A 24,436-nucleotide genomic window follows, 5' to 3' on the forward strand; every position below is an offset into this window, starting at 1 on the left:
GGCCTCCGCCAGAGCCGACGCCGGGACCCTCGCCAACTGCTCGGGAGTGGCCCTCTCGTTGCCCTCCTCGTCCCTGCCGCCACCCGCCAACAGGTACGGGGCCTTCGCGAACGCGTGCTCACGCAGCGACATGATCAACAACTTCGGCGACAACGGCTTGCCCGTGTTCCACGCCGGACACTGCGACTGACANCGACCACACTCGGTACACGTGGAGAAGTCCAGCAGACCCTTCCAGGTGAAATGCTCCACCTGCGAGACCCCGAACACCGCATCGTCCGCCGGGTCCTCGAAATCGATCACCTCACCACCCGAACGCATCGGCTGCAACGCACCCAACGCGACCCCACCATCCGCCTCACGCTTGAAGTAGATGTTGAAGAACGCCAGGAACCGATGCCACGCGACACCCATACTCGGCTTGAGGCCGATGGTGATCGCCCACGTCATCGAGATGACGATCTTGATCGTCGCGACGAGGTAGATCAGGTTCTCCAGCGAACCGTCGGAGAGCCCGCCGAACGCGGACACCAGGGGGTAGCTCACCCAGTAGCCCGGCTCGTACCCGTCGACCCCGGCGAGCGCGCCCTCCAGGCCGCGGAGCAGCATGATGCACACGCCCACCGAGCCGACCACGAACTCGACGAAGTACGCCTGGCCGAACCTGGATCCGGCGAATCGGCTCTTGCGCCCGGCTCGACGCGGGTGGGAGCGCTGTCGGATCACGATCAGCACGAGGATGCCGACGATGGTCATCAGGCCCATGAACTCGGTGAAGACCTCGAACACGTCCCAGTGTCCGAGACCCCACAGCGCGAACTCCGGCGAGAAGAGTTGTCCGTACGCGTTGACCAGGGTCAGGACGAGCGCGCCGAAGCCGACCATGACGAACCAGTGTGCCGCGCCGACGATGCCCCAACGGAGCATCCGGGTGTGCCCGACCGTCTCGGTGAGCATCGTGCGCAAACGGGTGCCGGCCGCGCTGGTCCGGCCGCGCACGGGCTGCCCGAGTTTGACGAACGAATGGATGTAGGCGGCGGTGCGCCCGAGTAGGGCGAATCCGATCACGCTGATCAGCAGCGAGATCACGATCCCTGCGAGCTGCATGGGCGTTCGACTCCTCCGGTGGGACGTCCCTTCCGGGGCGTGTATCGGCCGACCGGGCAAGGCCGTTCGAGCGCCTTACCCATTGGTAACTTGATCACTGCGTCGATGATATCCGTCCGCCGAACGCCATCGACCTCGCGGGTTTCGCCCGTTCCGTCGCGACGTCGGACGATCGTGTCCTGTCGTGTTCCGCACCGACCCGGCCGACTCGCCAGTTGTGTGACGCACCGTCAGATCAGTCGACATGCATGCTGCCATGCCACGGCTACGGAATCCGCAACAGGTCCCGGCATCGTGATCACACCGATCCCGACACCAGCCGTCCACCGACGTCGGGACGCCGTCGACTCGCCTCGGTGGACGTCGGGTCGAAGCCCTTGGCGATCAGCCGGACGGCCAGCGCCACCTCCCACCCGAAGACCGGAACGGCCGCGATCGCCCCGACCGCGGAGACCTGGGCGTAGAGCCCGAACAGCACGGCGGTCGCCGAGGCGCAGATCAGCGGACCGCCGATCAGCCCGCATACGGCGATCGTTCGCGGCACCAGTCGCGACGCGTACGCCAGGGCCGCCAGCACCACCGTGTTCGCCCCCAGGATGAAGTTGGGGCCCAGCAGGAACGTGCAGTCGTGGATCGCCAACAGCGCCCTGCCGACCGGCACCGCCGCGTCGGCGTCGGCGTCGCCCACCCCTTCCTGTCGCAACGTCACGATCGACACGGTGGCGACGATCCCGACGACGATGACCGCGGCTTCGAGCAGCCGCAGGCAGACGTAACCGAGCGCGGCTCCTTCGTGCCGCCTCCTGAGCACCGGGTACAGCGTGACCGCGCTGCCGATGATCGCGATCGCCAGGACGATCTCGCAGAGCGCTCCGGCGAGGACACGGCCGTCGGCGCCCGCGCCGAGGATGTAGCGCGAGTCGGTCAGGACGGGGCGATAGAGCAGCACTCCCCCGATCGCGGCCACCTCGGTGACGAGGAAGAACACGCCGGCGACCACCGCGATCCCTCTGGTCGGCTTCATCCGATTCCACTCCGTTCCGGGACGGATCGACCCGCGGACGGATCCGTCGGGTCAGGTGTACGACGTACACCTGACGCTCAAGCTAGGCGTACGCCGTACACTCGTCAAGCGCGAACACCGGTCGGGTCGGCGAAGGGGCACAGCGAAGATGGTCGAGATGGCTCCGCGGTCGAAGACCGCCCGCCGGGTTCCGTTGAGCAGGGACCGGGTGCTGCGTGCCGGCGTGGCGCTCGCCGACGAGGTCGGGATCGAATCGCTCAGCATGCGCAGGCTCGCCCAGCGGCTGGGCGTCGTGCCGATGGCGCTCTACAAGCACGTGGCCAACAAGGAAGAGCTGCTGGACGGCATGGTGGACGTCGTCGTCGGCGAGGTCGAGCCGCCGGTGCGCGATGCGGACTGGAAGAGCGCGGTCCGGCAGCGGATCCTCTCCGCGCGCGAGACGCTGCTACGGCACCGGTGGGCGTACCGGGTGATCGAGTCGCGCAGCAGTCCGACCCCGGTCGTCCTGGCCTACATGGACTCGATGATCGGGATGTTCCGGGCCGGCGGCTTCTCCGTGGACCTCACCCATCATGTGATGCATGCCCTCGGCAGCCGCATGTTGGGTTTCACCCGGGAACTGTTCGACGACTCGCCGAGCCCAGGGTCGGCGCCGGCGGCCATGCCGCCCGAGGTCGCCGAGCGCTACCCGCACATCGCGGAGATGGCGATGACCCGGGACCACGATCGGGCGTCGACCGTCGGAGCGGGGTGCGACGATCGCTTCGAATTCGAGTTCGCGCTGGATCTTCTCCTGGACGGATTCGACCGCCTGCACCGGCAGGGGTGGACGTCCACCGGGCACTGAACCCCGGGCAACCGGCACGCTCGGCCCGCCGGCGTACACCCTCGACCTGCCGGCGCAGGTCCTTGACCCGGCGGGAAGTACGAGAAATGGTGCGAGGTGCGGGGCGATTGCCCCACGTCGCTCCGACTCTGTCCGATCCTTCCGAGAAAGGGTCCCGGAATGACCGTTTCCGCTCCCGCCGATTGGACCGCCAGCACCCACTCGCAACAGGCGAATTGCGTACGGTGGCGCAGCCTGGGCCACACGGACGTCCGCGTCGGAGACTCCAAGGCCGGTCCCGACGAGCGTCAGATCCCCGTGGCGCGATCCGCGTGGACGGCGTTCGTGAACGCGCTGAAGCAGGACTGAGCGAAAGCCGACCGTCGGCCCGGGGCACCTGCTCGCGGGTGCCCCCGGGGCGGGGGTCGGGCCCGAGCCCCGACGCAAAGGTCAGGCGGCGCCGTGTGCGGCGTGCCATTCCGGGGCCAGGACGGACCAGATCTCGGTGTCCTGACGCGCCCCTCGGTAGGAGTGGTTCTGCCGCTGGACGCCGTCGCGGGTCATGCCCAGGCGCTTGGCCACGTTGATGCTCGGGGTGTTCTCGGAGGACACGAGCCACTCCACCCGGTGGATCCCGCGCTCCCGGATCGCCCAGTCGATGATCACCGTCGCCGCACGGGTGACCAAACCCCGGCCGGAGGCGGCCGGTTCGAGCCAGCAACCCGCCTCGCAGTTGCCCGCGGGCGCGTCGAAGGTCCGGAAGAGCACCCCGCCGACGAGCAGCCCGTCGAGCCAGATGCCGTACAGCCGGCCGGCGTCGGCGGCGGTCTTGTCGGCGTAGGACTGGAGCCAGCCCCGCGCGGAATCGAGATCGGCGGCGGCGTCGGCGAGCCCGACGTGCCGGCCGATGAACTCGCGGCCGCGATCGATGTGGGCGAGGAACTCCTCGGCACGCCAAGGCTCCAGTGGCCGCAACTCGGCTCCGTCGCCCAGAGATGTCGCGAACATTCCCGTCCTTCCGCCATGGCCGTGCAGATCGATCGACCGTCGGGATCCTATGCCGGATGCTCGAGACCGGCCGGCGAAATGTGAGCAGCCCAACCGGGACACGACCGCGCACGGGCCCGGCGCGCGGTCGTTCCCGCTGCTCGCGCGGCCGTGCTCGCCGGTCGGTCGACGCCGCGGGGCCTCGGTGGCGACCCCGGAAAAGCGAGTACCGCGCGTAGCGAGTAATTGCTCATAATTGGCCCATGACCTGGGCCGAAGAGCCGATGGCCCGGACCGGCCCCGAACCGGCCCCGGACCGGTGCGGTCCGATGCGATCGATGCGGTCCGGCCCCCGACGGAACGGCGAAAGCGAGAGGCAGAGATGTTGCCCAAGGTGCAACTGCCACAAACGCGGCGGATGATATCCCTGACGGTGCGTCAGAACACGCGCCTCAGCCCCAACTTCGTGCGCCTGACGCTCGGTGGACCCGAGCTGGAGCATCTGCACGAGACCGGATTCGATCAGGGCGTGCGCTTGTTCTTCCCGCGCGAGGGACAGCAGGACCTGCGCATGCCGAAGGTGTCCAACAACGCGTGGGTGGCGGAGCTGATGCTGCTGCCCAAGGCGCGTCGACCCTGGGTGCGCAACTACACGGTCCGTGCCTTCCGGCCCGAACGGCACGAGATCGACATCGAGTTCGCGCTGCACGGCGACGCCGGACCGGCCTCGGCCTGGGCGGCCCGGGCCCGACCGGGCGACCCGGCCGGCATCTTCGATCTGGGCAGGATGTACCTGCCGCCGAGCCATGTCGACTGGCATCTGCTGGTCGGCGACGAAAGCGCGCTGCCGGCCATCCTGTCCATCCTGGAGCACGCCCCCGCGTCCCTGGTCGCGGAGGTCTTCCTGGAAGTGCCCGAGGTCGCGGACATCCGTGAGCGGGTCGAGGCCCCGGCGGGCGTGCGGGTGCACTGGACGGCCCGGAACGGCGCCGGATCCCGGCCCGGCCGACTCGCCCTGAACGCCGTCGAGTCCGCGGCCCTGCCCGCGGGCCCGTTCTACACGTGGACCGCCGGCGAGCACGGCCTGCCGACCGGGCTGCGCCGGCACCTGGTGAACGAGCGCAAGGTACCCAAGTCGGACATCACCTTCTTCGGCTACTGGCGCCACGGGCGCTCCAGTCCCGGCTGACACGTACGACACCGGGCGCCCACCCGGGCCGGGCGGGACGCTTCCTCGAACCCGGGGGCGGGGAGCGTGCCGCTGTGGCTCAGCCGAAGTCGACCCCCTGAGCGAGCGGGAGTTCGTCCGAGTAGTTGATCGTGTTGGTCGCCCTGCGCATGTACGCGCGCCACGCGTCGGATCCGGACTCGCGACCGCCGCCGGTTTCCTTCTCGCCGCCGAACGCGCCGCCGATCTCGGCGCCGGAGGTGCCGATGTTGACGTTGGCGATGCCGCAGTCGGAGCCGTCCGCGGCCAGGAAGCGTTCGGCCTCGCGGTGGTCCCGGGTGAACACGCCGGACGAAAGCCCGTGCGGCACACCGTTGTTCAGGGCGATGGCCTGGTCGAAGGTGCGGTAGGTGAGCAGGTAGAGGATAGGCGCGAACGTCTCCTCCCGGACGATCTCGGTCTGCCCGGGCATCCGCACGATCGCGGGACGCACATACACCGCGTCGGGTGCCTCCGGCCGGGGCACCCGCTCGCCACCGACCAGCACGTCGCCGCCGTCGGCCCGCGCCCGGTCCAGGGCCGCGGCCATCGCCTCCCCCGACGCGGCGCGGATCAGCGGCCCGACCAGGGTGGTCTCCGCGAACGGATCGCCGATCCCCAGCTCCGCGTAGGCCCGGATCAGCCGCTCCACGAGCACATCCGCGATGTCCTCGTGCACGATCACCCGACGCAGCGTGGTGCAGCGCTGTCCGGCGGTGCCGGCCGCGGCGAAGACGATGCCGCGCACCGCCAGGTCCGGATCGGCCGACGGCGTGACGATCACGGCGTTGTTGCCGCCGAGTTCGAGCAGGCAGCGACCGAACCGGGCGGCCACCCGCGGCCCGATTTCCCGGCCCATCCGCACCGAACCGGTCGCACTCACCAACGCGACCCGCGGATCCGCGACCAGCACCTCGCCGACCGCACGATGCCCGAGCACCAGGCGATGCACATCGGTCGGCGCGCCGACGTCGGCGGCGGCCTCGGAGAGCAGCGCGGCGCAGGCCATCGAGGTGAGCGGGGTCAGTTCGGACGGCTTCCAGACCACGGCATCGCCGCAGACCAGAGCGATCGCGGTGTTCCACGACCACACCGCCGCCGGGAAGTTGAAGGCGGAGACGACGCCGACCACACCCAGCGGGTGCCAGGACTCGGAGAGGCGGTGCCCGGGCCGTTCGGAGGGCATGGTCCGCCCGTACAGCTGCCGGGAGAGTCCGACGGCGAAGTCGCAGACGTCGACCATCTCCTGCACCTCCCCACGCGCCTCGGTGCGGATCTTGCCCGCCTCCAGGGTGATCAGCTCGGCCAGGTCCTCGTGGTGCTCCGCCAGCAGTTCCCCCAGTCGCTTGACCAACGCCCCGCGTACCGGCGCGGGCGTCGTGCGCCAGACGCCGAACGCACGGTGCGCGGCGCCGACCGCCTCGGTGACCTGCTCCGGTGTGGAGGAGGCGAGCCGACGCAGCACGCCGCCGGTGATCGGGGTACGCGCGACCAGGTCGCCGGCGTCGGGTCCGGGCACGGCGCCACAGCGGCGCAGGCAGGCGTCCGCTCGCGCGCGCAGCCGGTCGGTGTCGGGAAGGGGGGTGGTGGCGGGGTCGGGCATCGGTGCTCCTGGCTGGGGCGGGGTGGGGCGAGCGCGGAGGCGGGGGCGGCGGGCCCGGTCGTCGCGGCGGATCGCGCGGCGGCCGCAGGTCAGCCCGGCGCGGAGGGTGGGAGTCCGAGGGCGGCGCGGGCCTCGGCCAGCGATGCGTCCCGTTGCGCGCCGTAGAGGTCGACCGGGTCGTGGACGGGTCGCTCGATGACCTCGGACAGCCATCGCCGGTCGTAGTGTGCGCCGGAGCGGGCGGCGTCCCGGGTGCCGGCGTCGGTCAGGTTGGATTGGAAGATGCCGGCGGCGGAACGGGGCAGGAAGTCCTCGTACACGATCGGCTCGGCGTCGATCCAGCCCTGGTCGAGTTGGCCGGCCAGGTCCGCCGGGGGGTGTCGATCGGCGGGGCGCCGGTCGGCTGCGACCGCCCGGTAGGTGAAGAACGCCTGTGCGTTCAGGGCCAATTCCCGTTCGGTGTGGGGGAAGCGCGCGGTCCACAACGCGCGGGCGATCTCGGCCCGGTCCGCCGCTGCGGCTCCGCCGGCCCGCCGGTCGGTCTCGGCCATGAGGTCGTCGTACAGGGCGCGGCCGGTCGCGGTCAGGGCGATGCCCCGGGCCTCGACCTCGCCGAACCGCACCCGCAGTGTGGCGGTCTCGGTGCCGCCGTCGGCACGCCGGAAGTGCCGCTTCTCCTCCAGGGCTCGGAACGAGGTCTGCCGCAGCAGCACATCGGGACCGTCCCAACGGGGCGGTCCCTGGATCGCGTCGATCATGGTGATCCCGCGTCGTTGCATCTCCCGGTAGAGCCGGTCGATATCCAGTACCCGAGGGGTGAGGTGGTTGATGTGTGTCCCGGACACCCCGCCGATGTCCGCGGCCACCGCGGACACCCGGGCCAGTTCCTCGTACCAGGCCCGGTCGATCGGCGTGGCGGACAGCCGGAAGGCGTCGACGGCGAGCGTCAGGAAACGCTCGGCCGGCTCCGGGGCCAGGCCGCCCTCGCGCTCGCCCCGTTCGGCCAGCTCCGTCAACTCCGCGGGAAAGAGCTCGCGTCGGGCCAGGAACGCCTCCAGCCGGTCCCGCAGATCCGGATCGAAGTATCGGCGATCGGCCGTGGTCAGCAAGGACGTGAAGACCCGGAAGGGATTGCGGGCCAACTCGGCCGCTTCGATCGGGCGAAAGGCCGTGGACACCACGGGAACCGAGCTGCTACTGGCCTCGCGCAGGTCGTAGAAGTCGACCGGGTGCATCCCCATCGCGCCGAAGATCGCGGCGACCTGACGCAATTCCCGGGCCGTGCCGACCCGGATCGCGCCGTGTCGTTCCGCCGCGACGCGCTCGATGCCGCCCAGTCGGCCGGCGGCGCCGTCGCCGCGCGACACGTCCTCGTTGATCTCCGCGACCGCGGCCAAGAGTGTGGTGTAGGCCGGGACTTCGGATCCGTACATATCCGACAGACGGCGTGCGAAGGCGGCTCGCAACTGCCAGGCCGGCACGGTGCCCATGGGTCCTCCTCGGTCGGGTCGGCACCGAGGTCGTCACCTCGATCCCCGAATCACGCAACCCCCGGGTCGTACCCCCGCACCCGGTGCGTGTATTCCCACCTTCGCCGGGTCGACCCCGTCCCGGTCCGCGCCACGCCCTGCGGCCCGGTCGCCGTGCCCCGGTCGGGCGACCCGGCGGTCCGGTCTCCGCGCTCCGGGAGGGTCGGGGCATGTCGGGTCGGTGCGCGCTCGCGGAATCGGGCCCGCGACAATGTCCGCCATGGAACCGAAGATCGAATTGTTTCGGCCCACCGACGCCGACGACCGGCTGCGCACGGAGATCCACCGGGTCTTTCACGACGTCGCGCGCCTCGGTGGCGCGATCGGCTACCTGTCCCCGCCGAGCAAGCCCACCACGGACGTCTGGCTGGAGGACGCGCTCGCCGCCGTCCGGGCCGGCGACGCCGCGCTCGTCGTCGCGCTGGTCGACGGCAGCGTCGCCGCGACCGGCCTGTGGCGACGCCGGCCCGAGCCGGTCTTCGCCCATACCGCCGACGTCGAGAAGGTCATGGCCCACCCCACCAGCCGCGGCCTGGGCCTGGGCCGGCTGCTGATGACGGCCCTGATCGACAGCGCCCGCCGAGCCGGCATCGAGACCCTCGCCCTGGGCGTGCGGGGCAACAACCACGGCGCCATCGAGCTCTACGAGGAGTTCGGCTTCACCGTGTGGGGGCGCCTGCCCAACGTCATCGAGGTCGACAACGAGCGCTTCGACGACATCCGGATGGCGCTGACCCTGGGCCACGGCCCCGACGTCGTGCTGCGCGGATCCACGCCCGGCGGCCCCGGCTCCTCGCCCCGCCGCCCGCTCTCGCGCCGACCTCCGATGTCGGAAGTCGGCGAAGGCGTCAGTGGTCGACGGTGACCACGATCTTGCCGACCTGGGCGCCCGCCTCCAGGTAGCGGTGCGCGTCGACGATCCGCTCCAGATCGAAGGTGCGGTCCACGCTCGCCTCGAAGGCGCCGCTACGCACGCCGGAGGTGACGAACGCCTCGGCCCGGCGCAGCCGCTCCGGATCGGTGGTGGTCTCCAGGGCGGTGTAGGTGCGCATGTTCAGCGCGGGCATGCCGAGGTCGAATCCCGGATAGGGGGTCACCTCCCCGCTCAGCGCGCCGTAGATCAAAAGCGTGCCGCCGGGGGCGACCACCCTGGCCAGGTCCACCACGCCGGGGCCGGCGACGGCGTCGAAGACGAATTCGGCGCCGCGGCCTCCGGTGAAGGCGCGCACCCGCTCGACGATGTCCTCCTCCTCGGTGACGATCACCTCGGCGGCGCCGGCCTTGCGCAGCTGTTCCACCTTGGCCTGCGTGCGGGTGGTGGCGATCGGCACCGCGCCGACCCGGTGCGCCACCCGGATCGCGGCCAGGCCCACGCTGCTGGAGGCCGCGGTCAGCACGACCGTGTCGCCGGCGCGCATCCCGCCGACCTCGACCAGCGCGCCGTATGCGGTCAGGTACGGCATCCACACCGCCGCGCCGGCGACCGGGTCCAGGGACTCGGTCCGGTGCAGCACGGCCGACGCGGGAACGATCGCGCGTTCGGCATAGACGCCGTAGTCGTTCATCGAGAAGGCGGGCACCACGCTGATCGGCCGGCCGACCTCGAATCCGGTGACCCCGGCGCCGACGGCCTCGACCACGCCGGATGCCTCCAGGCCGAGGCGGGCGGGGAACTCCTTGACGTCCTGGATGTAGTTGCCGCTGCGGAACAGGGCCTCGGCCCGGTTGATGCCTATCGCGTCCACTCGGATCGCCAGTTCACTGGGACCCGGTGCGCCGAGCTCGACGTCCTCCACGCGCAGCACGTCCGGCCCGCCGAGTTCGTGGAAGCGCACTGTCCTGACCATCACGCATCGTTCCTTCCGAGCACCGGCGACACGGGACCGCGTCGACGTGCCTCACTCAAGCGGAAGGTACGGCGGCTGTCAAACTTTGATGGCCATCACACTTTGACGAAGGTCGCCCTTTGACGAAGGTCGCACTTTGATGAGTGTCGTACCATGCGGACAGGAGGTACAACGATCGATGGCGACAACACAGCGCGGTGGACGCGAACGTGTCCCACCCCACCCGGACATCCGGACGATCGGCCTGCAGCAGGTCCTCGAAGCCCTCGTCGACCCGGTGCGCCGACTGATCGTCAGCGAGCTCTACGCCGCCCCGGAGGCCCTCAGTTGCGGCACGATCGAACTGCCCGTCAGCAAGTCCACCGCGACCCACCACTTCCATGTCCTGCGCGAGGCCGGCCTCATCCGCCAGTACTACGCGGGCACCTCGCGGATGAACGCGCTGCGCCGCGACGAGTTCGACGAATCCTTCCCCGGCCTGCTGGACGCCCTGATGGCCAGGGCCGACCGGGCCTGAGCGGCGGCAGCGGTCGGTTGGGACGGCGTCGCCGGTGCCGGGGCGGGTCCGCTCAGCCGCCGTAGGCCGTCCCGTTGCGGCGGTTGTTCTCCACCAGTTCCAACCGCACGACCATGTCCGCGAGATACGACGAGAGTTCGTGCACCACGCGCTCCTCCACGCCGTCCCCGATGGCGCGGTAACAGTGCACCAGGTTCGTCGCCCGATCCACGAACAGACCACCCGCGCGCACCGACGCCGACGGCGCACTCGCGTCGGCCATGTCGATGCCGTCCAGCAGCGCCGCGAAGCCCTCCGGCCCCGGCAACCGGTAGTCCATCGAGAAGTGGCCACTGCGGGTCAGCACCAGGCCGTCCGACGTCCAGCCCGCCAGGTTCAGCGTCTCCCGCGTTCCCCGAAAGGAGGGTGCCAACGGCCAGAAGTGCCGTCCGCGCCGTGCGAACAGTCCCGAGCGCGAACGATCGGTGTGGGTTCGCATCGGGATCCGCGACGCCTCCAGTCGCCGGCGCAGCGGCTCGACCAGCGCCGCCAACGCCGGCTCGGCGACGGCCCGAGCGTGCGATCGGCCATCCTCGGCGTGCCGTCCGCGAGTCTGCTCGGCCCGGAGCGCGTCCGCCTGCCGCTCGGCGGCGGCCCGGTACGCATCGTCGAATGAGGGAGCCAAGACGTCCACCCCGCGCAGGTGAGTCACGACGGCAACCGAGGCGAGCACCCCGACGACCGGAGCCCGGCGTTCCGGGCGGCACGGCCATCATGCAGGAACCGGGCGCGCGCATGGGTGACTTTCCCCGACGAGGCAGCAGCGCGCCGCCTGCTATGCCAGCAGGTCCTCGTGGTTGTGCACCACCAGCCAGCCGTGGTCGAAGCGGCGGGCGACCGCCGTGTTGCGGATGTGTTCGGAGGCCGGGGTCGAGCCGTCGGCGGCGGGGGCGAAGTCGACGCGCAGTGTGTAACGGGCGAGGGCGGTGTCGTCCCAGACGTCGATCACCTCGTCGCTCGCGTGGATCCCGGTGACCACCGGCGCGTCCGGGCCGACCGGCCGGGCGGCGCGGATCCGGTCCAGGTCGGCCCGGCCGAACAGGAGTTCCGGCGCGGCCGAGTCCCAGATGGTGGCCTCGGGGTGGATGCGGCTGTCGATCCGCTCGCGGTCGCCGGCCGTGAAGCCGGCGTAGATGTCCAGCAGGGCGCTCCAGACGGCGGCGCGGTCCTCGGCCGATCCGGCGGGTCGGTGCGTGTCGCGCGCGGCGAAGGCGTCGGTCATGGCACGAATGTCCTTACGTCGAGGGTGGGTCGGGTCGCGGCGCGGCTCCCGGGCCGGGGCCGGCCAGGTGCGCCCGGAGTCAGGCGGCCAGGTCTTCGCGGACGATCCGGCCGCCCTGCATGACGAACGACAACCGGCCCAGGGCCGAGATGTCGTGCATCGGGTCGCCGTCGACGGCGATCAGGTCGGCGGTGAAGCCGGGCGCGACCTGTCCCAGCCGGTCCTCGGCCTTCACCAGTCGCGCCGCGGTGGTGGACACCGACTGGAGCACGCGCAGGTTGTCCAGGCCGCCGCGGGCCATCAGGAACATCTCGTACACCGCCGCCGGCACGCCCTCGACCAGGTCGGCGGGCGGAATGTCGGTGCCGTTGACCAGTTGTACGCCGGCCGCGACCGCGCGCCGGAAGCTCTCCTGGTGCGGTTCGATCGCGTTCTGGGCGTTGTTGATCGACGCCTCCTCGAAGCGGTTCTCCCGCATCCAGCCGAGCGAGTTGGTCACGCACAGCGTGGGGGTCACGAACGCGCGCCGGTCGGCGAGCAGGCGCGCGGTGTCGTCGTCGAGTGCGTACGCGTGCTCGAAGGAGCGCACACCCTGGGCCAGGGCCGCGCGGATCGCGGCGGACTCGCCGGAGTGGGCGACCACGTACGCGTCGTGTTCGTGGGCGGCCTTGACCGTGGCGGCGATCTCCTCGTCGGTCATCTCCGCGTGCTCGAAGTCCTCGCCCTCGCGGGCCAGACCGGAGTTGATGAAGATCTTCAGGTGGTCGGCACCGGCGGCCAGTTCGCCCAGCGCCGCGCGGTAGAAGCCGTCCGCGCCGCTCGCGTAGGAGCAGTCCGCGCCCTCGCCGTGCCCGTGTGGTGTGGACAGCGCGCGGCCGGCGCCGAAGATCCGCGGAGCCTGGATCCAGCCGCGCTTTTGCGCGTCGCGCAGCACCAGGTCGATCTGGTTCTGCTCGTGCACGCAGCGCAGCGTGGTGATGCCGGCCCGCAGCGCGTCGTGCGCGCGCTGGGCGGCGCGGAACGCGGTCAGGCCCGGCGATTCGTCCTCGCGCGTATCGGAGAAGGGGAAGACCACCGACAGGTGCGAGTGGCAGGAGATCAGCCCGGGCAGCAGGTGCCGCCCGCCCAGGTCGTGCGCGTCCGCGTTGGGCGGCAGCGCGGCTCGCACCTCGGCGATGGTCGAATCCTCGACCCGCACGCTGCGGTCGCGCAGCACCTCGCCCGTGACGACGTCGACGACGTGACAATTGGTCAGCCACATGAGTGTGGTCACCCGACTTTCTCGAGGGTCGGCGCGAGGACGGTGCACGCGGCGCGCCGGCGCGGAAGGAACTCGACCAGTGCGGGTTCGGCGTCCGCGCAGGCGTCGACGGCGACCGGGCACCGGGGATGGAAGCGGCAGCCGGCCGGCGGGAAGGCCGGGTCGGGCACGTCGCCGGGCAGGTCCACGGGCAACTCGCCGCTGCCGTCGGCGCGCGGCACCGCCGCGATCAGCGCCTTGCTGTACGGGTGGCGCGGCTCGGCCCACACCTGGTCGGTGGGGCCGCTCTCCACGACGGTGCCCAGGTACATCACCGCGACCGTGTCGGCGATCTGCCGCACGATGGACAGGTCGTGCGAGATGAACAGCAGGCCCACGTTGCGCTCGCGGGCCAGTTCGAGCAGCAGGTTGGCCACCGACGCCTGCGCCGAGGCGTCCAGCGCGGCGATCGGCTCGTCGGCGACGATGCACGTGGGTTCGGCGGCGAGCACCCGGGCGATGGCGATGCGTTGGCGCTGACCGCCGGAGAACTCGTGCGGGAAACGGTCGGCGAACTCGGGCGGCAGGCCGACCCGTTCGAGCAGTTCGCGGGCCACGCCGCGGCCCTTTTCGCGAGTGCCGCCGGCCAGGACCACGGCGTCGGAGATCTGTTCGCCGACCCGGCGACGCGGGTTCAGCGACGCGTACGGGTCCTGGAAGACCATCTGCAGGCCGCGTTGCCCGGTCGGTCGCGAGCGCAGCCCGAGCGGGACGACCGGGCGTCCGTCGAACTCGACCAGGCCGGCGGCCGGTTTGAGCAGCCCGACCGCGGCCTTGCCCAGGGTCGACTTGCCGCAGCCGGACTCGCCGACCAGGCCGACCACCTGCCCCGGGGTCACGCTCAGGCTCACCCCGGCGACGGCGCGCACGGTGGGCCGGCCCGGCGTGCGGTACGCCACGGACAGGTTGCGCAACACCAGTCCGGGGGCCTTCGAGGTGACGGCGATGGTGGAGGTGACGGAGGACAGGGTCATCGGCTATCCACCTTCGAAGCGGCGACGGCGAGGGGATCGATCGGGCAGGCCCCGGCGTGGGTGGGCGTCAGCGCCAGCAGCCGCGGGCGATCCTGCCGGCAACTGTCGACCGCGTGCGGGCAGCGCGGGTGGAACGCGCATCCGGTGGGCGCCTGGCCCAGCTTGGGCGGGGCACCGACGATCGGCACGAGCGCGGCGGTACCGCCGTCGGGGTGCGGCAGCGCGTCGAGCAGGCCGCGCGTGTAGGGGTGGCGGGGTTCGCGCAGCACGTCCGCGCGCGGCCCGCTCTCCACGATCCGGCCCGCGTACATCACCGAAACCCGGTCGGCGAGTGCGGACATCACGCCCAGGTCGTGCGTGATGATCAGCACCGACAGGCCGTTCTCCCGACGCAGCCGGTCCAGCAGGCGCAGGATGCCGGCCTGCACGGTGACGTCCAGCGCGGTGGTGGGCTCGTCGGCGAGCAGCAGCGCCGGGTCGCAGGCCAGCGCGATGGCGATGGCGATGCGCTGGCGCATGCCACCGGAGAACTGGTGCGGGTAGCGGCGCAGTGCCCGCTCGGGGTCGGGGATGCGCACCGTGGCGAGCAGTTCCACTGCCCGGGCATCGGCCGCGCGCTTGTCCAACTTCTTGTGGTGGCGGAGGTGTTCGGTGAGTTGCTTGCCGATGCTGAGCATCGGGTGCAGTGAGGTCATCGGGTCCTGGAAGACCATCGCGACGCGGTTGCCGCGCAGGTCGCGGACCTGACGCGGGGTCATGGTCAGTACGTCCTGGCCCTCGACGAGCATCTGCCCGCTCGCGCTGCCGCCCTGGGGCAGCAGCCCGAGCAGCGCGAGTGCGGTCATCGTCTTGCCGGAACCGCTCTCGCCGGCCAGGCCGACGATCTCGCCGCGGCCCACGGTCAGGTCGACGCCGTCGATGGCGCGCAGTCGTTCGCCGTCGGGTCCGGGCAGTTCGACGACGAGGTCGCGAATCGCCAGCAGCGGCTCCTCGGCATCGACCGCCGGCGGGGTCGGGGTGTCGTTCATGTCCGTCACTTTCGGATCGCCCGTGCCGTACGCGGGTCCAGCGCGTCGCGCAGGGTGTCGCCCAGGAAGTTGAAGGCCAGCACCGAGAGCAGGATGGCCGCGCCGGGGAAGACGGCGACCCACCACGCGTCGAAGTTCGCCGAGCCCGCGTTGACCATCGCGCCCCACTCGGCGGCGGGCGGCTGCGCGCCCAGGCCCAGGAAGGACAGCCCGGACAGCAGCAGTACGGCGTTGCCCAGGTCGAGCGCGGCGAGCACGGCGACCGGGCCGGCCAGGTTGGGCCGCAGGTCCACGGCCAGCACCCGCCACCCGGAGGCGCCGAGCAGGCGATCGGCCTGGACGAAGTCGGATTGGCGCAGCGTCAGCACCAGCCCGCGGACCACCCGGGCGTAGGTGGGCCAGCTGACGATCACCACCGCGAGCACGGCGTTGGTCAGGTTGGGGCCCAGTGCCGCGACCACGGCCATGGCCAGGATGATCGCCGGGAAGGCGAGCACCAGGTCGGCGCAGCGCATCACGACCATGTCGATCCAGCCGCCGAAGTATCCGGCGACCGCGCCGAGCACGGTGCCGATGACCATGGCGAGCACGACCAGCAGCAGGGCGAGCGGCAGCGAGATGCGGGTGCCGTGGATGACCCGGGAAAGGATGTCGCGGCCCAATTGGTCGGTGCCGAACCAGTGTTCGCCGGACGGCGACTGGTACTTGGGCCATTTCTGGGCGAGCGGGTCCTCGGGCGAGATCACCGACGCGAAGACCGCCGCGATCAGGAAGACGCCGATGATGACGATGCCGGTGATGGCCAGGGGGCTGCGCCACGGCGACTTGCCGGGGCGGCGCTTGCGCCGCGGGGCGGGGTCGTCCGTGCCGGTGCGGTCGGCTCCGAGCCGATCGCCGAGGAAGAGGCGCGTGGCGTTCACGAGAGGCGAATCCTCGGGTCGATGACCCCGTAGAGCAGGTCCACGAGGAGGTTGATCACGACGTACACGACCGCGACGAACAGGCAGACGCCCATGATCGACGGCAGGTCCAGGTTCAGTGCGCTCTTGTACGCGTACTGGCCCAGGCCCGGCCAGGACAGCACGTTCTCGACCAGGACGGTACCGGCGAGCATGCCACCGAAGGTGAGCCCGGCGACGGTCAGGATCGAGGTGAGTGCCGGTCGCAGCACGTGCCGGCGGATCACGGTGAACTCGGGCAGGCCCTTGGCCCGGGCGGCGCGGACGTAGTCGTTGCCGAGGGCTTCCAGAACCGCGGCGCGGGTGAAGCGGGTGAGCACGCCGATGTTGAACGCGGCCAGCACACACGCGGGCAGCACCAGGCGGGAGAACGCCTCGCCGAAGGTGCCCGTGTCGCCGGTGAGCAGCGAGTCGAGCGTGTACAGGCCGGTGATGTCCTCGGGTGGGATGGCGCCGGGTGAAAGGCGTCCGCCCGCCTGGATCCAGCCGAGTTTGAAGGAGAAGAGGTAGAAGGAGACCTGGGCGAGCCAGAACACCGGCATGGACACGCCCGCCAGGCTGACGACCCGGATGATCCGGTCCGGCCAGCGGTTGCGGGTCACCGCGGCGACGATGCCCAGTCCGACCCCGATCACCAGCGCCAACACGATGGCCACCAGGGCCAGTTCGAAGCTGGCGGGCACCCGGTCGGCCAGGTCGTCCCACACGGGCCGGTGGGTCTGCTGGGAGGTGCCCATGTCGCCGTGCAGAAGGTTGTCGAGATAGGTGCCGTATTGGGAGGGCAGCGACTCGTTGAGCCCGTTCTTCTCCTTGAACGCGGCCACGGCGGCCGGGTCGTTCTGGGCACGGTCGCCGAGGTTGGCGGCGACCGGGTCGCCGGGCACGGCGTGGGTGAGCACGAAGGCCAGGATCGTGATGCCCAGGCACAGCAGCAACCCGACGGACAGGCGCACCAGCACGAAGCGGGCGAAGGGATGGGAGCCGCGCGCGGCCCGGGGGCCGGGGGCCGCACCCTTGCGGGGTGCGGCCGTCCGGGGGGTGCCGCGGTCGACCGTGGGGTCAGCCGAGCTTGTCGACATCGATGTACCAGATCGGGTTGTAGTGCAGGTTCTTCACCGTGTTGTTCGCGGCGATCACCTGTGCGGGCTGGAGCAGCGGCATGAACGGGCCGGTCTTGTTCATCGCTTCCTGGAGCTGCTTGTACAGCTGGACGCGCTCGGCGTCGGAGGTGGCGACCTTGGCCCGTTGGGCGAGGCCGGACACCTCGGCGTTGGCGTCGGCCTTCCAGCCGGCGCGCAGCGCGACCAGTTCACCCGGGGTGAACGCGAGGTAGTCGCTGGCGTCGGGGTAGTCGGCCTGCCACCACCACAGGCCCATCGCCTCGCTGCCGTTGCGGTAGGAGTCCAGCGCGGTCTGGGTGGGGGCCGGCTTGAGGTTGATGGTGATGCCGACCTCCTTGAGGTTGGCCTGCACCCGGGCGCCGAGGTCGCCGAAGTTGATCCCGTTGATGGTCACGTCGGAGGCGTAGTACAGGTCGACGCTGGGGTTGTTCAGCCCGGCGCGGGCCAGCGCGGCCTTGGCCCGCGGGACGTCGCGCTGGACGGCCTTGGCCGGGTCGAGCGCGCCGGTGAAGAAGCTGGGCACGATGCCGGCCGCCTGTGCGGAGCCGGCGCCGGCCACGTCCAGCAGGCTCTTGTAGTCCAGGCCGTAGCGCACCGCCTCCTGGAAGTCCTTGTTGGAGGTGGTCGGCGAGGTGGCCGGGTTGTCGTTGCTGAACAGGAACGCGGTGGTGGGCGTGGGCTGTTGCAGCACCTGCGCCTGGCCCTTGACCTTGACCGCCTGGTCCGGCGACATGTCCAGGGAGATTTGGCTCTCACCGCTGAGCACGTTCAACTGCTGCGTGTTCGCGGGCACGTTGCGCACCACGACCTTGGCGTACTTGGGCTTGGCGCCCCAGTAGTTGTCGTTGCGGGTGAGGATGACCTCGCTGCTGACGTCGTACTTGGTGATCCGGTACGGGCCGCTGCCCTGCGAGTCGCTGTTGAGGAACTGCTCGGCCTTGTCGCCCTGGTCGGCGCCCGGCGCGTCGGTGCCGCCGTGTGCGGCGACGGTCTTGGAGTTGACCACGCCGAGTGCGGGGGTGGCGATGCGGAACGGCAGCGCGGGGTCGGCGGCCTCGGTGGTGAGCACCACCGTGTGCTCGTCCTTGGCGCTCGCGGTGACGCCGTCGAGCAGGAAGGCCGGGTTGCCCTTGAGGTTCTTGACCCGGTTGAACGAGAACACCACGTCCTTGGCGGTCACCGGCGTGCCGTCGGAGAACTTGGCCTCCGGGCGCAGCGGGAAGGTGAACGTCTTGGCGTCCGGGGCGGCCTCGTAGGACGCGGCGAGCAGCGGTACGGGCTTGGTCACGTCGCCGCCCGCGAAGGTGAGCAGCGTGTCGTAGACAGGGCGGGTGACCAGGATCCCGGTGGGCTCGAAGGTCCGACCGGGGTCGGCGGTCTTGAGACTGAAAGAGGTGTCGACGACGAGTGTGCCGCCGTCGCCCTGCGCGTCGCCGGACTGCTTCTTGGCGCCGCCGCACGCGGCGAGCATCAAAGCGGCGGCGACGGTGACCGCCAATGGGGCGGCGGCCCGACGCACGGCCTTGGCCCGGCGACTGTCCCCGATGGGGTGATTGCCCTGCATGGCACACCTTCCTCAAGCCACCCGATCGGCCGATGACGGAACCGAGTGTTTGATCTGGCTGAACGGTGGGCTCGAAAGTAGGCGTGGCCGAGCGTGATGGTCAATGACTTTCTTGCCCGTCTCGGCATTTGGGACCAAAGTTCCTTTCACGGTGATCACTCGTCCACGTGGAGCGACGATTTTTCGCCTTGATAACGGTTTGATGACTGATCAGAGCCCACATGGAGGTCAAATGGCAGACCTGCCGACAGCGCCGCGTCAGGTGCCCGACACCCGGGCTTCATCGACTCGCGACCGGAGGGATCACCCACTCGGCGCAGTGATCTTGACGGGGAGTCAGCTTCATGCCTATGTTCGCCCCGAAGCGTTCAACCACATTGAACACGCCATGAGGCACAAGCCAGGATCCGCGAGTCGAGGGTGCTCGGCACCGGAGCGAACGGGGATCGGACCATGCTGGGTGACCGACTGCGCGAACTACGGCAGGCGCACGACCTGACCTTGCGTCAGTTGGCCGTCCAAGCCGGGATATCGGCGGGCATGCTCAGTCAACTGGAGAACGGCGCCGCGGAACCGAGTTTGAGCACCCTGCGCAAGCTCGCCCGCGTCTTCGACACCTCCATCGCGACCCTGTTCGACGATCCGGACGTACCGCGCGTGGCCGTGACCACGCGCGACCGGCGCATGCGGCTCGGCGCGGCCCGCCAGCACATCACCTACTCCAGGCTCACCCCCGGATCGGGCGATCTCGAAGTGCTGGAGGCCGACATCGAGCCCGGCCAGGCATCCTCCGACGAGCCGTACAGCCATCCCTCCACGGAATGCGCCACCGTGCTCGCCGGACGACTCGACGTCGAGGTGGACGGCCGCGTCCATCACCTCGAAGAGGGCGACGCGATCACCTTCGACTCGCGCCTGCCGCACCGGTTCGTCAACTCCTCCGACGCACCGGCCCGGCTGCTCGTCGCGGTGACGCCCCCGATGCCGTAGCGGTGCCCGGCCGGGAACGGTGCCCGTTTCCGGCCGCGGCACCCACGGGGACCACGTCACCCGGATCCCGCGTTTGTGCCCCGAAAGGACCGAGGGCATGGACCGCAACACCGTCGACTGGCACGGCTACATACCGGCCGTGACAACCCCCTTCACCTCCCAGGGCGACCTCGATCTGGCCGCGTGGGACGAACAGTTGGAGTGGTTCGCCGCCGAACGCCTCGACGGCGTGATCATCGCCGGCACCACCGGCGAGTGGTACACCCTCACCGCCACCGAACGCGCCGCCCTGTTCACCCGCGCCGCCCGCCGGGTCCGCGGCCGCTTCACCCTGCTCGGCGGCTGCAACGCCTACACCGCCTCCGCGGCCATCGGCCACGCCCGCGCCGCGCGCGCCGCCGGTCTGGACGGCATCCTGCTCACCCCGCCGCCGTACGTGGTGCCCAACTCGCGCGAGATCGTGGCCTTCTATCACGAGGTCTGCACCGCCGTCGACATCCCCGTCTGCGTGTACAACTGGCCCCGGGGCACCGGCGTGGACCTGGACACCGACACCCTGAGCGCGCTGGCGGACCTGCCCAACGTGGTCGCGATCAAGAACTCCACCGGCGACTTCGGCGCCTTCGTCAAGGGCCTGATCGCGCTGCACGAGCGGGTGCGCTACTTCGGCATCACCACCGACCGGGTCGGACTCGCCCTGATGCGCGGCATCGGCGGCGACGGGCTGATGGGCGCGGGCGCCGTCCTGGGCCGCGACCACCCCGACTTCTTCCACCACCTGGCCGCCGGGGACGAGGCCGCCGCGCTGGCCGTGGGCGCCCGCGACCGGGTGCTGATGCGGGCCTGGTTCACCGCCGACTACGGACCGCGCTTCGGCAGCGCACCGGCCATCCTCAAGCACGCCCTCACCCTGCGCGGCGTGCCCGCCGGCCACCCGCGCCGCCCCCTGCTGCCGCTGACCGTCGCCGAGGCCGAGCAGGTCCGCGCCACGGTCGCCGAACTCGGACTGCTGGCCTGATGACACCCGACCCGACGAAACCCACCGAAGTCCTGGTCGTCGGCGGCGGGTTGCTCGGCTGCGCGCTGGCCTACCACCTCGCCCGCGCGGGCGCCTCGGTCCAATTGATCGAGAAGGACCAACTCAACCGGCACGCCTCCGGGCAGAACGCGGGCAGCCTGCACTTCCAACTCGAATACCGGATGATCCAACACGGCCCCACCGTCGCCGCCCGCGCCGCCGAGGCGCTGCCGCTGCACCTGGACGCCATGCACTCGTGGGCCGGCCTGGAGGACGAACTCGGCGAATCCTGCGGCGTGCGCCGCTCCGGCGGCCTGATGCTCGCCGAATCGCCCGAGGACATGGCGCTGCTCGCGCACAAGGCACACCTGGAACACACCCACGGACTGCACGTCGAACTGCTCGATGCCCGCGCCACCCACGAACGCGCCCCCTACCTCTCCGACCGCGTGATCGGCGCCGCGTGGTGCCCGGGCGAGGGCAAGGCCAACCCGCGCCTGGTCACCCACGCCTATGCCCGGGCCGCCCGCCGCCACGGCGCCCGGATCGACACCGGCGTACGGCTGACCGCGCTGCGCCACGACGGCCGACAGTGGCTTGCCGAGACCGCCGGCGGGCGCCGCATGGCCGCGCGCGCGGTCGTGGTCGCGGCCGGCGTGTGGACCGGCGAGGTGGCCGCCATGGCCGACATCCGGCTGCCCCTGGTGCCCGTCGCGCTCACCATGACGGTCACCGCCGCCGCGCCGCCGCTGATCCCGCACCTGGTCCAGCACGCCGGGCGCCGCCTCTCGCTCAAGCAGACCGAGGAGGGCAACGTGCTGATCGGCGGTGGCCGCGCCGCCAAATTCGTCCAGCACGCCGGTGCCCTCGACCTGGACGCCCGCCCCGAACTGCGGCTGGACTCGGTGTTCGCCGGCGCCGACGCCGCGCGCGTGGTGCCGGCCGTACAGCGCCTGCCGGTGCTGCGCATCTGGTCCGGCGCCACCTCGCTGGCCCCCGACCAACTGCCCCTGCTCGGGCCCGTCCCTCGTCGGCCGGACTTCTTCGTGGCCACCGGCGGGTCCGGCTTCACCCTGGGCCCCACCTACAGTCGCCTGCTCGCCGAACAGGTCCTCACCGGCACCACCGGGCTGCCCCTCGACGACTACTCCCCCGCACGGTTCGGAGCACTGAACTTTGTCTGACCACCCGGCGCAGGTGTCCATCACCCTCGACGGCCGCCCGCACACCGTGCCGCGCGGCCGCTCGCTGGCCGCCGCCCTGATCGCCACCGACCACCCCGTCACCCGGCACGACCGGGCCGGCCGCCCGCGCGCGCCCTATTGCGGGATGGGCGTGTGCTTCGACTGCGCCGTCACCGTCGACGGCATCCCACTGGTACGGGCCTGCCAGGAGCCGGTCCGCGCGGGGATGCGCGTCGACACGGGCGGCGGGGTCGGCACGGGTGTGCGTGTGGACACCGGCTGCGGAGTCGATACGAGGGCGCGTGACGACGCCGGCGCCGAGGGCCGGGAGGACGTGCATGTCGATGCGGGTCCCGAGGTCGGCAGGGACGTGCGTCTCGACGCCGACCGCGGGATCCGGGCGGACGGGCGTTCGGACACCGGCCACAAGGATGGCCCGGGCCTGCGTCTCGACACCGACCCCGAAGTCCGGGCGGACGTGCGTGGCGACACCGACCGCGAGGACGTGTGATGACCGCCACCGAACCGCAGGTGCTGATCGTCGGTGCCGGCCCCGCCGGTCTCGCCGCCGCCGTCACCGCCGCCCACCACGGCGCGCAGGTCCTGGTCGTCGACGAACAGGCCCGCCCCGGCGGGCAGATCTGGCGTCGGCCCGATCCCGGCGCGGGCGGCCCCGACCCGCTCGCCGGCCCCGCGTACGCCGCCGGTCGCGCGCTGCTCGCCCGGGCCGCCGCGCACCCGCGGATCACCTTCGCGCACGACACCACCGCGTGGGGCGTCTTCGGCACGAGCACCACACCCGACGGCTTCGCCGCGCCCCCCGGCACGCTCGTGCCCGACGGTCCCCGGGTCGCGGTGCATGGCCCCGACGGGGTGCACATCCTGCTGCCCAGGGCCCTGTTGCTCACCGCCGGCGCCTACGACCTGCCGGTGCCGGTACCCGGCTGGACCCTCCCCGGCTTCTTCACCGTCGGCGGCATCCAGGCCCTGCTCAAGGGCCACCGCACCCTCGCCGGCCGACGCATCGTGCTGGCCGGCGCCCATCCACTCCTGCTGATCGCCGCCGCGCAGTTGGTGCGCGCCGGCGCCGACGTCGCCGAAGTCGCCTTCGCCCAGGGCCTGCCCGCCCCCACCGAGCTCACCCGCGCACTCGCGGCGCTGCCCGGCAACCGGGCCAAGGTCGCCGAGGGCCTCGCCGCCGTGCGCACCCTGCGGCAGGCGGGCGTACCGATCCGCACCCACACCCTGGTCCTGCGCGCCGAGGGCGACGAGCACGTCAACGCCGCCGTGCTGGCCCGGGTCGACCGGAACTGGCGTCCCGTACCCGGCACCGAACGCACCATCGCCTGCGACACGGTCGGCACCGGCTACGGCTTCGTCCCCTCCACCGAACTGGCCCGCCAGGCCGGGTGCGCGGCGACCTGGAACGGCTCCGCCGGCGGCTGGGTCCTGGTCCACGACCACGCGATGCGCACGACCCTCCCGCACATCTGGGCCGCCGGCGAACTCACCGGCATAGCCGGCGCCGAACACGCGGTCGCCGCCGGCAAACGCGCCGCGCTGGACATCTGCCGCAGCCTCGGCATCCTCGACACCGCCGACCACGACCGGGAACTCCCGGCCGTCGAACGCGAATTGGCCGCCACCACACGAATGGCCAGACTGCTCGAACACACCTGTACGCCCGACCGCGCCGCGCTGAACGCGCTCGCCGAGGACGACACGTTGTTGTGCCGCTGCGAAGAGGTGACCTACCGGAAGATCCGCCACACGCTGCGGGACAACCCCGGCCTGGGCACCGCCGACGCGGTCAAACTGCTCACCCGGGCGGGCATGGGCCCCTGCCAGGGCCGCATGTGCGCTCCCGCCCTCGTCGAACTCCTGCACCAGGAAACCCGCATCCCCCGGGAAACCCTCGGCCCCTTCACCGCCCGCCCCCCGATCAAGCCCCTCCCACTGGCTGCCCTCGCCGACGCCCACGACGCCACCACCCATACACCCCCGGCACCCGCCGACACCGAAACGCCCCGGTAACGCAACGGTGTTCGTGGGCCGTTGCCGCGTCGGTCGTGCCGGCCGAGACGGGCCTGACATCGGCGCCGTCCGCGCCGGGTGGCCCTTGATCGCCCGGCGGACCCTTCCCGACGATGGCGACACCGGCTCCCGACCGGCTCCCGACTCGCGCACAACGCGGAGATCCCGCCGGCCCCCATCGGAGCCGGCGGGATTCGCACGGTCGGCGGATCAATGATCCAGGGCGCCTTCGGCGAATCCCGGGGCCTGGGCAAGCCGATCCTCGGCCGACCCGCCGCCCGAGGTGGTGGTGGTGGTGCCGGTGGCGGGGTGCCGGTGGCGGGGTTCACCGGACAGGCGTCACCGGGCACGCCGGC

At 71.4% G+C, this 24,436-nt stretch carries 23 protein-coding genes and 1 pseudogene; 10 read left to right on the forward strand and 14 right to left on the reverse strand.

Annotated features, from left to right (window positions below; all coding sequences use genetic code 11):
- Positions 1-1,107, reverse strand: a pseudogene (locus A3IC_RS70985) (Fe-S oxidoreductase); the annotation flags it as partial.
- A 298-nt stretch (positions 1,108-1,405) separates the two neighbouring features.
- Positions 1,406-2,131: a DUF4386 domain-containing protein gene (locus A3IC_RS0114500; protein WP_020550765.1), complete on the reverse strand. Its 726-nt coding sequence runs from the start codon at positions 2,129-2,131 to the stop codon at positions 1,406-1,408.
- Between the two features lie 157 nt (positions 2,132-2,288).
- On the opposite strand from A3IC_RS0114500, the gene A3IC_RS0114505 reads away from it, so the two are divergent.
- Positions 2,289-2,978, forward strand: coding sequence for a TetR/AcrR family transcriptional regulator (locus tag A3IC_RS0114505; RefSeq protein ID WP_026218261.1), 690 nt, complete (start codon positions 2,289-2,291; stop codon positions 2,976-2,978).
- Positions 2,979-3,137: 159 nt separating this feature from the next.
- Entirely contained in the window at positions 3,138-3,326 is a 189-nt protein-coding gene (locus tag A3IC_RS0114510; RefSeq protein WP_020550767.1) for a DUF397 domain-containing protein, read from the forward strand.
- Positions 3,327-3,407: 81 nt separating this feature from the next.
- On the opposite strand, the gene A3IC_RS0114515 is transcribed toward A3IC_RS0114510, so the two are convergent.
- The gene (locus A3IC_RS0114515; RefSeq protein WP_020550768.1) at positions 3,408-3,965 is read right to left on the reverse strand and encodes a GNAT family N-acetyltransferase; all 558 of its coding nucleotides are present in this window, start codon (positions 3,963-3,965) and stop codon (positions 3,408-3,410) included.
- Positions 3,966-4,326: 361 nt separating this feature from the next.
- On the opposite strand from A3IC_RS0114515, the gene A3IC_RS0114520 reads away from it, so the two are divergent.
- The gene (locus A3IC_RS0114520; protein WP_020550769.1) at positions 4,327-5,133 is read left to right on the forward strand and encodes a siderophore-interacting protein; all 807 of its coding nucleotides are present in this window, start codon (positions 4,327-4,329) and stop codon (positions 5,131-5,133) included.
- Between the two features lie 79 nt (positions 5,134-5,212).
- Here A3IC_RS0114520 and amaB read toward each other — a convergent pair whose 3' ends face one another.
- Complete coding sequence (gene amaB, locus A3IC_RS0114525; protein WP_020550770.1) at positions 5,213-6,754, reverse strand: L-piperidine-6-carboxylate dehydrogenase; 1,542 nt, start codon at positions 6,752-6,754, stop codon at positions 5,213-5,215.
- 89 nt (positions 6,755-6,843) lie between these two features.
- Positions 6,844-8,244, reverse strand: coding sequence for a 2-oxoadipate dioxygenase/decarboxylase (gene hglS, locus A3IC_RS0114530; protein WP_020550771.1), 1,401 nt, complete (start codon positions 8,242-8,244; stop codon positions 6,844-6,846).
- A gap of 259 nt (positions 8,245-8,503) precedes the next feature.
- On the opposite strand from hglS, the gene A3IC_RS0114535 reads away from it, so the two are divergent.
- The gene (locus A3IC_RS0114535) at positions 8,504-9,148 is read left to right on the forward strand and encodes a GNAT family N-acetyltransferase (protein ID WP_020550772.1); all 645 of its coding nucleotides are present in this window, start codon (positions 8,504-8,506) and stop codon (positions 9,146-9,148) included.
- On the opposite strand, the gene A3IC_RS0114540 is transcribed toward A3IC_RS0114535, so the two are convergent.
- Entirely contained in the window at positions 9,132-10,130 is a 999-nt protein-coding gene (locus A3IC_RS0114540; protein ID WP_026218262.1) for a zinc-dependent alcohol dehydrogenase family protein, read from the reverse strand. The genes A3IC_RS0114535 and A3IC_RS0114540 overlap by 17 nt on opposite strands.
- A 178-nt stretch (positions 10,131-10,308) precedes the next feature.
- On the opposite strand from A3IC_RS0114540, the gene A3IC_RS0114545 reads away from it, so the two are divergent.
- A complete protein-coding gene (locus A3IC_RS0114545) occupies positions 10,309-10,647 on the forward strand; it encodes an ArsR/SmtB family transcription factor (protein WP_020550774.1) in 339 nt (112 codons plus the stop codon).
- A 52-nt stretch (positions 10,648-10,699) separates the two neighbouring features.
- On the opposite strand, the gene A3IC_RS0114550 is transcribed toward A3IC_RS0114545, so the two are convergent.
- The 8 genes from A3IC_RS0114550 to A3IC_RS0114585 form a co-directional block, all read right to left on the reverse strand.
- The gene (locus A3IC_RS0114550) at positions 10,700-11,311 is read right to left on the reverse strand and encodes a hypothetical protein (RefSeq protein ID WP_158695956.1); all 612 of its coding nucleotides are present in this window, start codon (positions 11,309-11,311) and stop codon (positions 10,700-10,702) included.
- A 150-nt stretch (positions 11,312-11,461) separates the two neighbouring features.
- A complete protein-coding gene (locus A3IC_RS0114555; RefSeq protein WP_020550776.1) occupies positions 11,462-11,908 on the reverse strand; it encodes a DUF4440 domain-containing protein in 447 nt (148 codons plus the stop codon).
- 79 nt (positions 11,909-11,987) lie between these two features.
- Positions 11,988-13,181, reverse strand: a complete 1,194-nt coding sequence (locus A3IC_RS0114560) for an amidohydrolase family protein (protein ID WP_020550777.1) — start codon at positions 13,179-13,181, stop codon at positions 11,988-11,990.
- A complete protein-coding gene (locus A3IC_RS0114565; protein ID WP_020550778.1) occupies positions 13,178-14,182 on the reverse strand; it encodes an oligopeptide/dipeptide ABC transporter ATP-binding protein in 1,005 nt (334 codons plus the stop codon). Before A3IC_RS0114565 ends, A3IC_RS0114560 begins: the two co-directional genes overlap by 4 nt.
- Positions 14,179-15,219: an ABC transporter ATP-binding protein gene (locus A3IC_RS0114570; RefSeq protein ID WP_020550779.1), complete on the reverse strand. Its 1,041-nt coding sequence runs from the start codon at positions 15,217-15,219 to the stop codon at positions 14,179-14,181. The genes A3IC_RS0114565 and A3IC_RS0114570 overlap by 4 nt, the downstream gene beginning before the upstream one ends.
- Positions 15,216-16,130, reverse strand: a complete 915-nt coding sequence (locus A3IC_RS0114575; protein WP_020550780.1) for an ABC transporter permease — start codon at positions 16,128-16,130, stop codon at positions 15,216-15,218. The genes A3IC_RS0114570 and A3IC_RS0114575 overlap by 4 nt, the downstream gene beginning before the upstream one ends.
- Positions 16,127-17,248, reverse strand: coding sequence for an ABC transporter permease (locus A3IC_RS0114580; protein WP_020550781.1), 1,122 nt, complete (start codon positions 17,246-17,248; stop codon positions 16,127-16,129). The genes A3IC_RS0114575 and A3IC_RS0114580 overlap by 4 nt, the downstream gene beginning before the upstream one ends.
- Positions 17,229-18,854: an ABC transporter substrate-binding protein gene (locus A3IC_RS0114585; RefSeq protein WP_020550782.1), complete on the reverse strand. Its 1,626-nt coding sequence runs from the start codon at positions 18,852-18,854 to the stop codon at positions 17,229-17,231. The genes A3IC_RS0114580 and A3IC_RS0114585 overlap by 20 nt, the downstream gene beginning before the upstream one ends.
- A 453-nt stretch (positions 18,855-19,307) precedes the next feature.
- Here A3IC_RS0114585 and A3IC_RS0114590 point away from each other — a divergent pair, with 453 nt between their 5' ends.
- From A3IC_RS0114590 to A3IC_RS54480, 5 genes are all read left to right on the forward strand, one after another.
- The gene (locus tag A3IC_RS0114590) at positions 19,308-19,844 is read left to right on the forward strand and encodes a helix-turn-helix domain-containing protein (RefSeq protein ID WP_026218263.1); all 537 of its coding nucleotides are present in this window, start codon (positions 19,308-19,310) and stop codon (positions 19,842-19,844) included.
- 97 nt (positions 19,845-19,941) lie between these two features.
- Positions 19,942-20,862, forward strand: a complete 921-nt coding sequence (locus A3IC_RS0114595; protein ID WP_020550784.1) for a dihydrodipicolinate synthase family protein — start codon at positions 19,942-19,944, stop codon at positions 20,860-20,862.
- A complete protein-coding gene (locus A3IC_RS0114600; RefSeq protein ID WP_020550785.1) occupies positions 20,862-22,046 on the forward strand; it encodes an NAD(P)/FAD-dependent oxidoreductase in 1,185 nt (394 codons plus the stop codon). The genes A3IC_RS0114595 and A3IC_RS0114600 overlap by 1 nt, the downstream gene beginning before the upstream one ends.
- Positions 22,039-22,557: a (2Fe-2S)-binding protein gene (locus A3IC_RS72530; RefSeq protein WP_079026443.1), complete on the forward strand. Its 519-nt coding sequence runs from the start codon at positions 22,039-22,041 to the stop codon at positions 22,555-22,557. The genes A3IC_RS0114600 and A3IC_RS72530 overlap by 8 nt, the downstream gene beginning before the upstream one ends.
- On the forward strand, positions 22,557-24,080 hold the full coding sequence (locus tag A3IC_RS54480; RefSeq protein WP_020550787.1) for an FAD/NAD(P)-dependent oxidoreductase: 1,524 nt from the start codon (positions 22,557-22,559) through the stop codon (positions 24,078-24,080). Before A3IC_RS72530 ends, A3IC_RS54480 begins: the two co-directional genes overlap by 1 nt.
- Positions 24,081-24,436 lie beyond the last annotated feature (356 nt).

Source organism: Embleya scabrispora DSM 41855 (genome assembly GCF_000372745.1).
Classification (GTDB): domain Bacteria; phylum Actinomycetota; class Actinomycetes; order Streptomycetales; family Streptomycetaceae; genus Embleya; species Embleya scabrispora.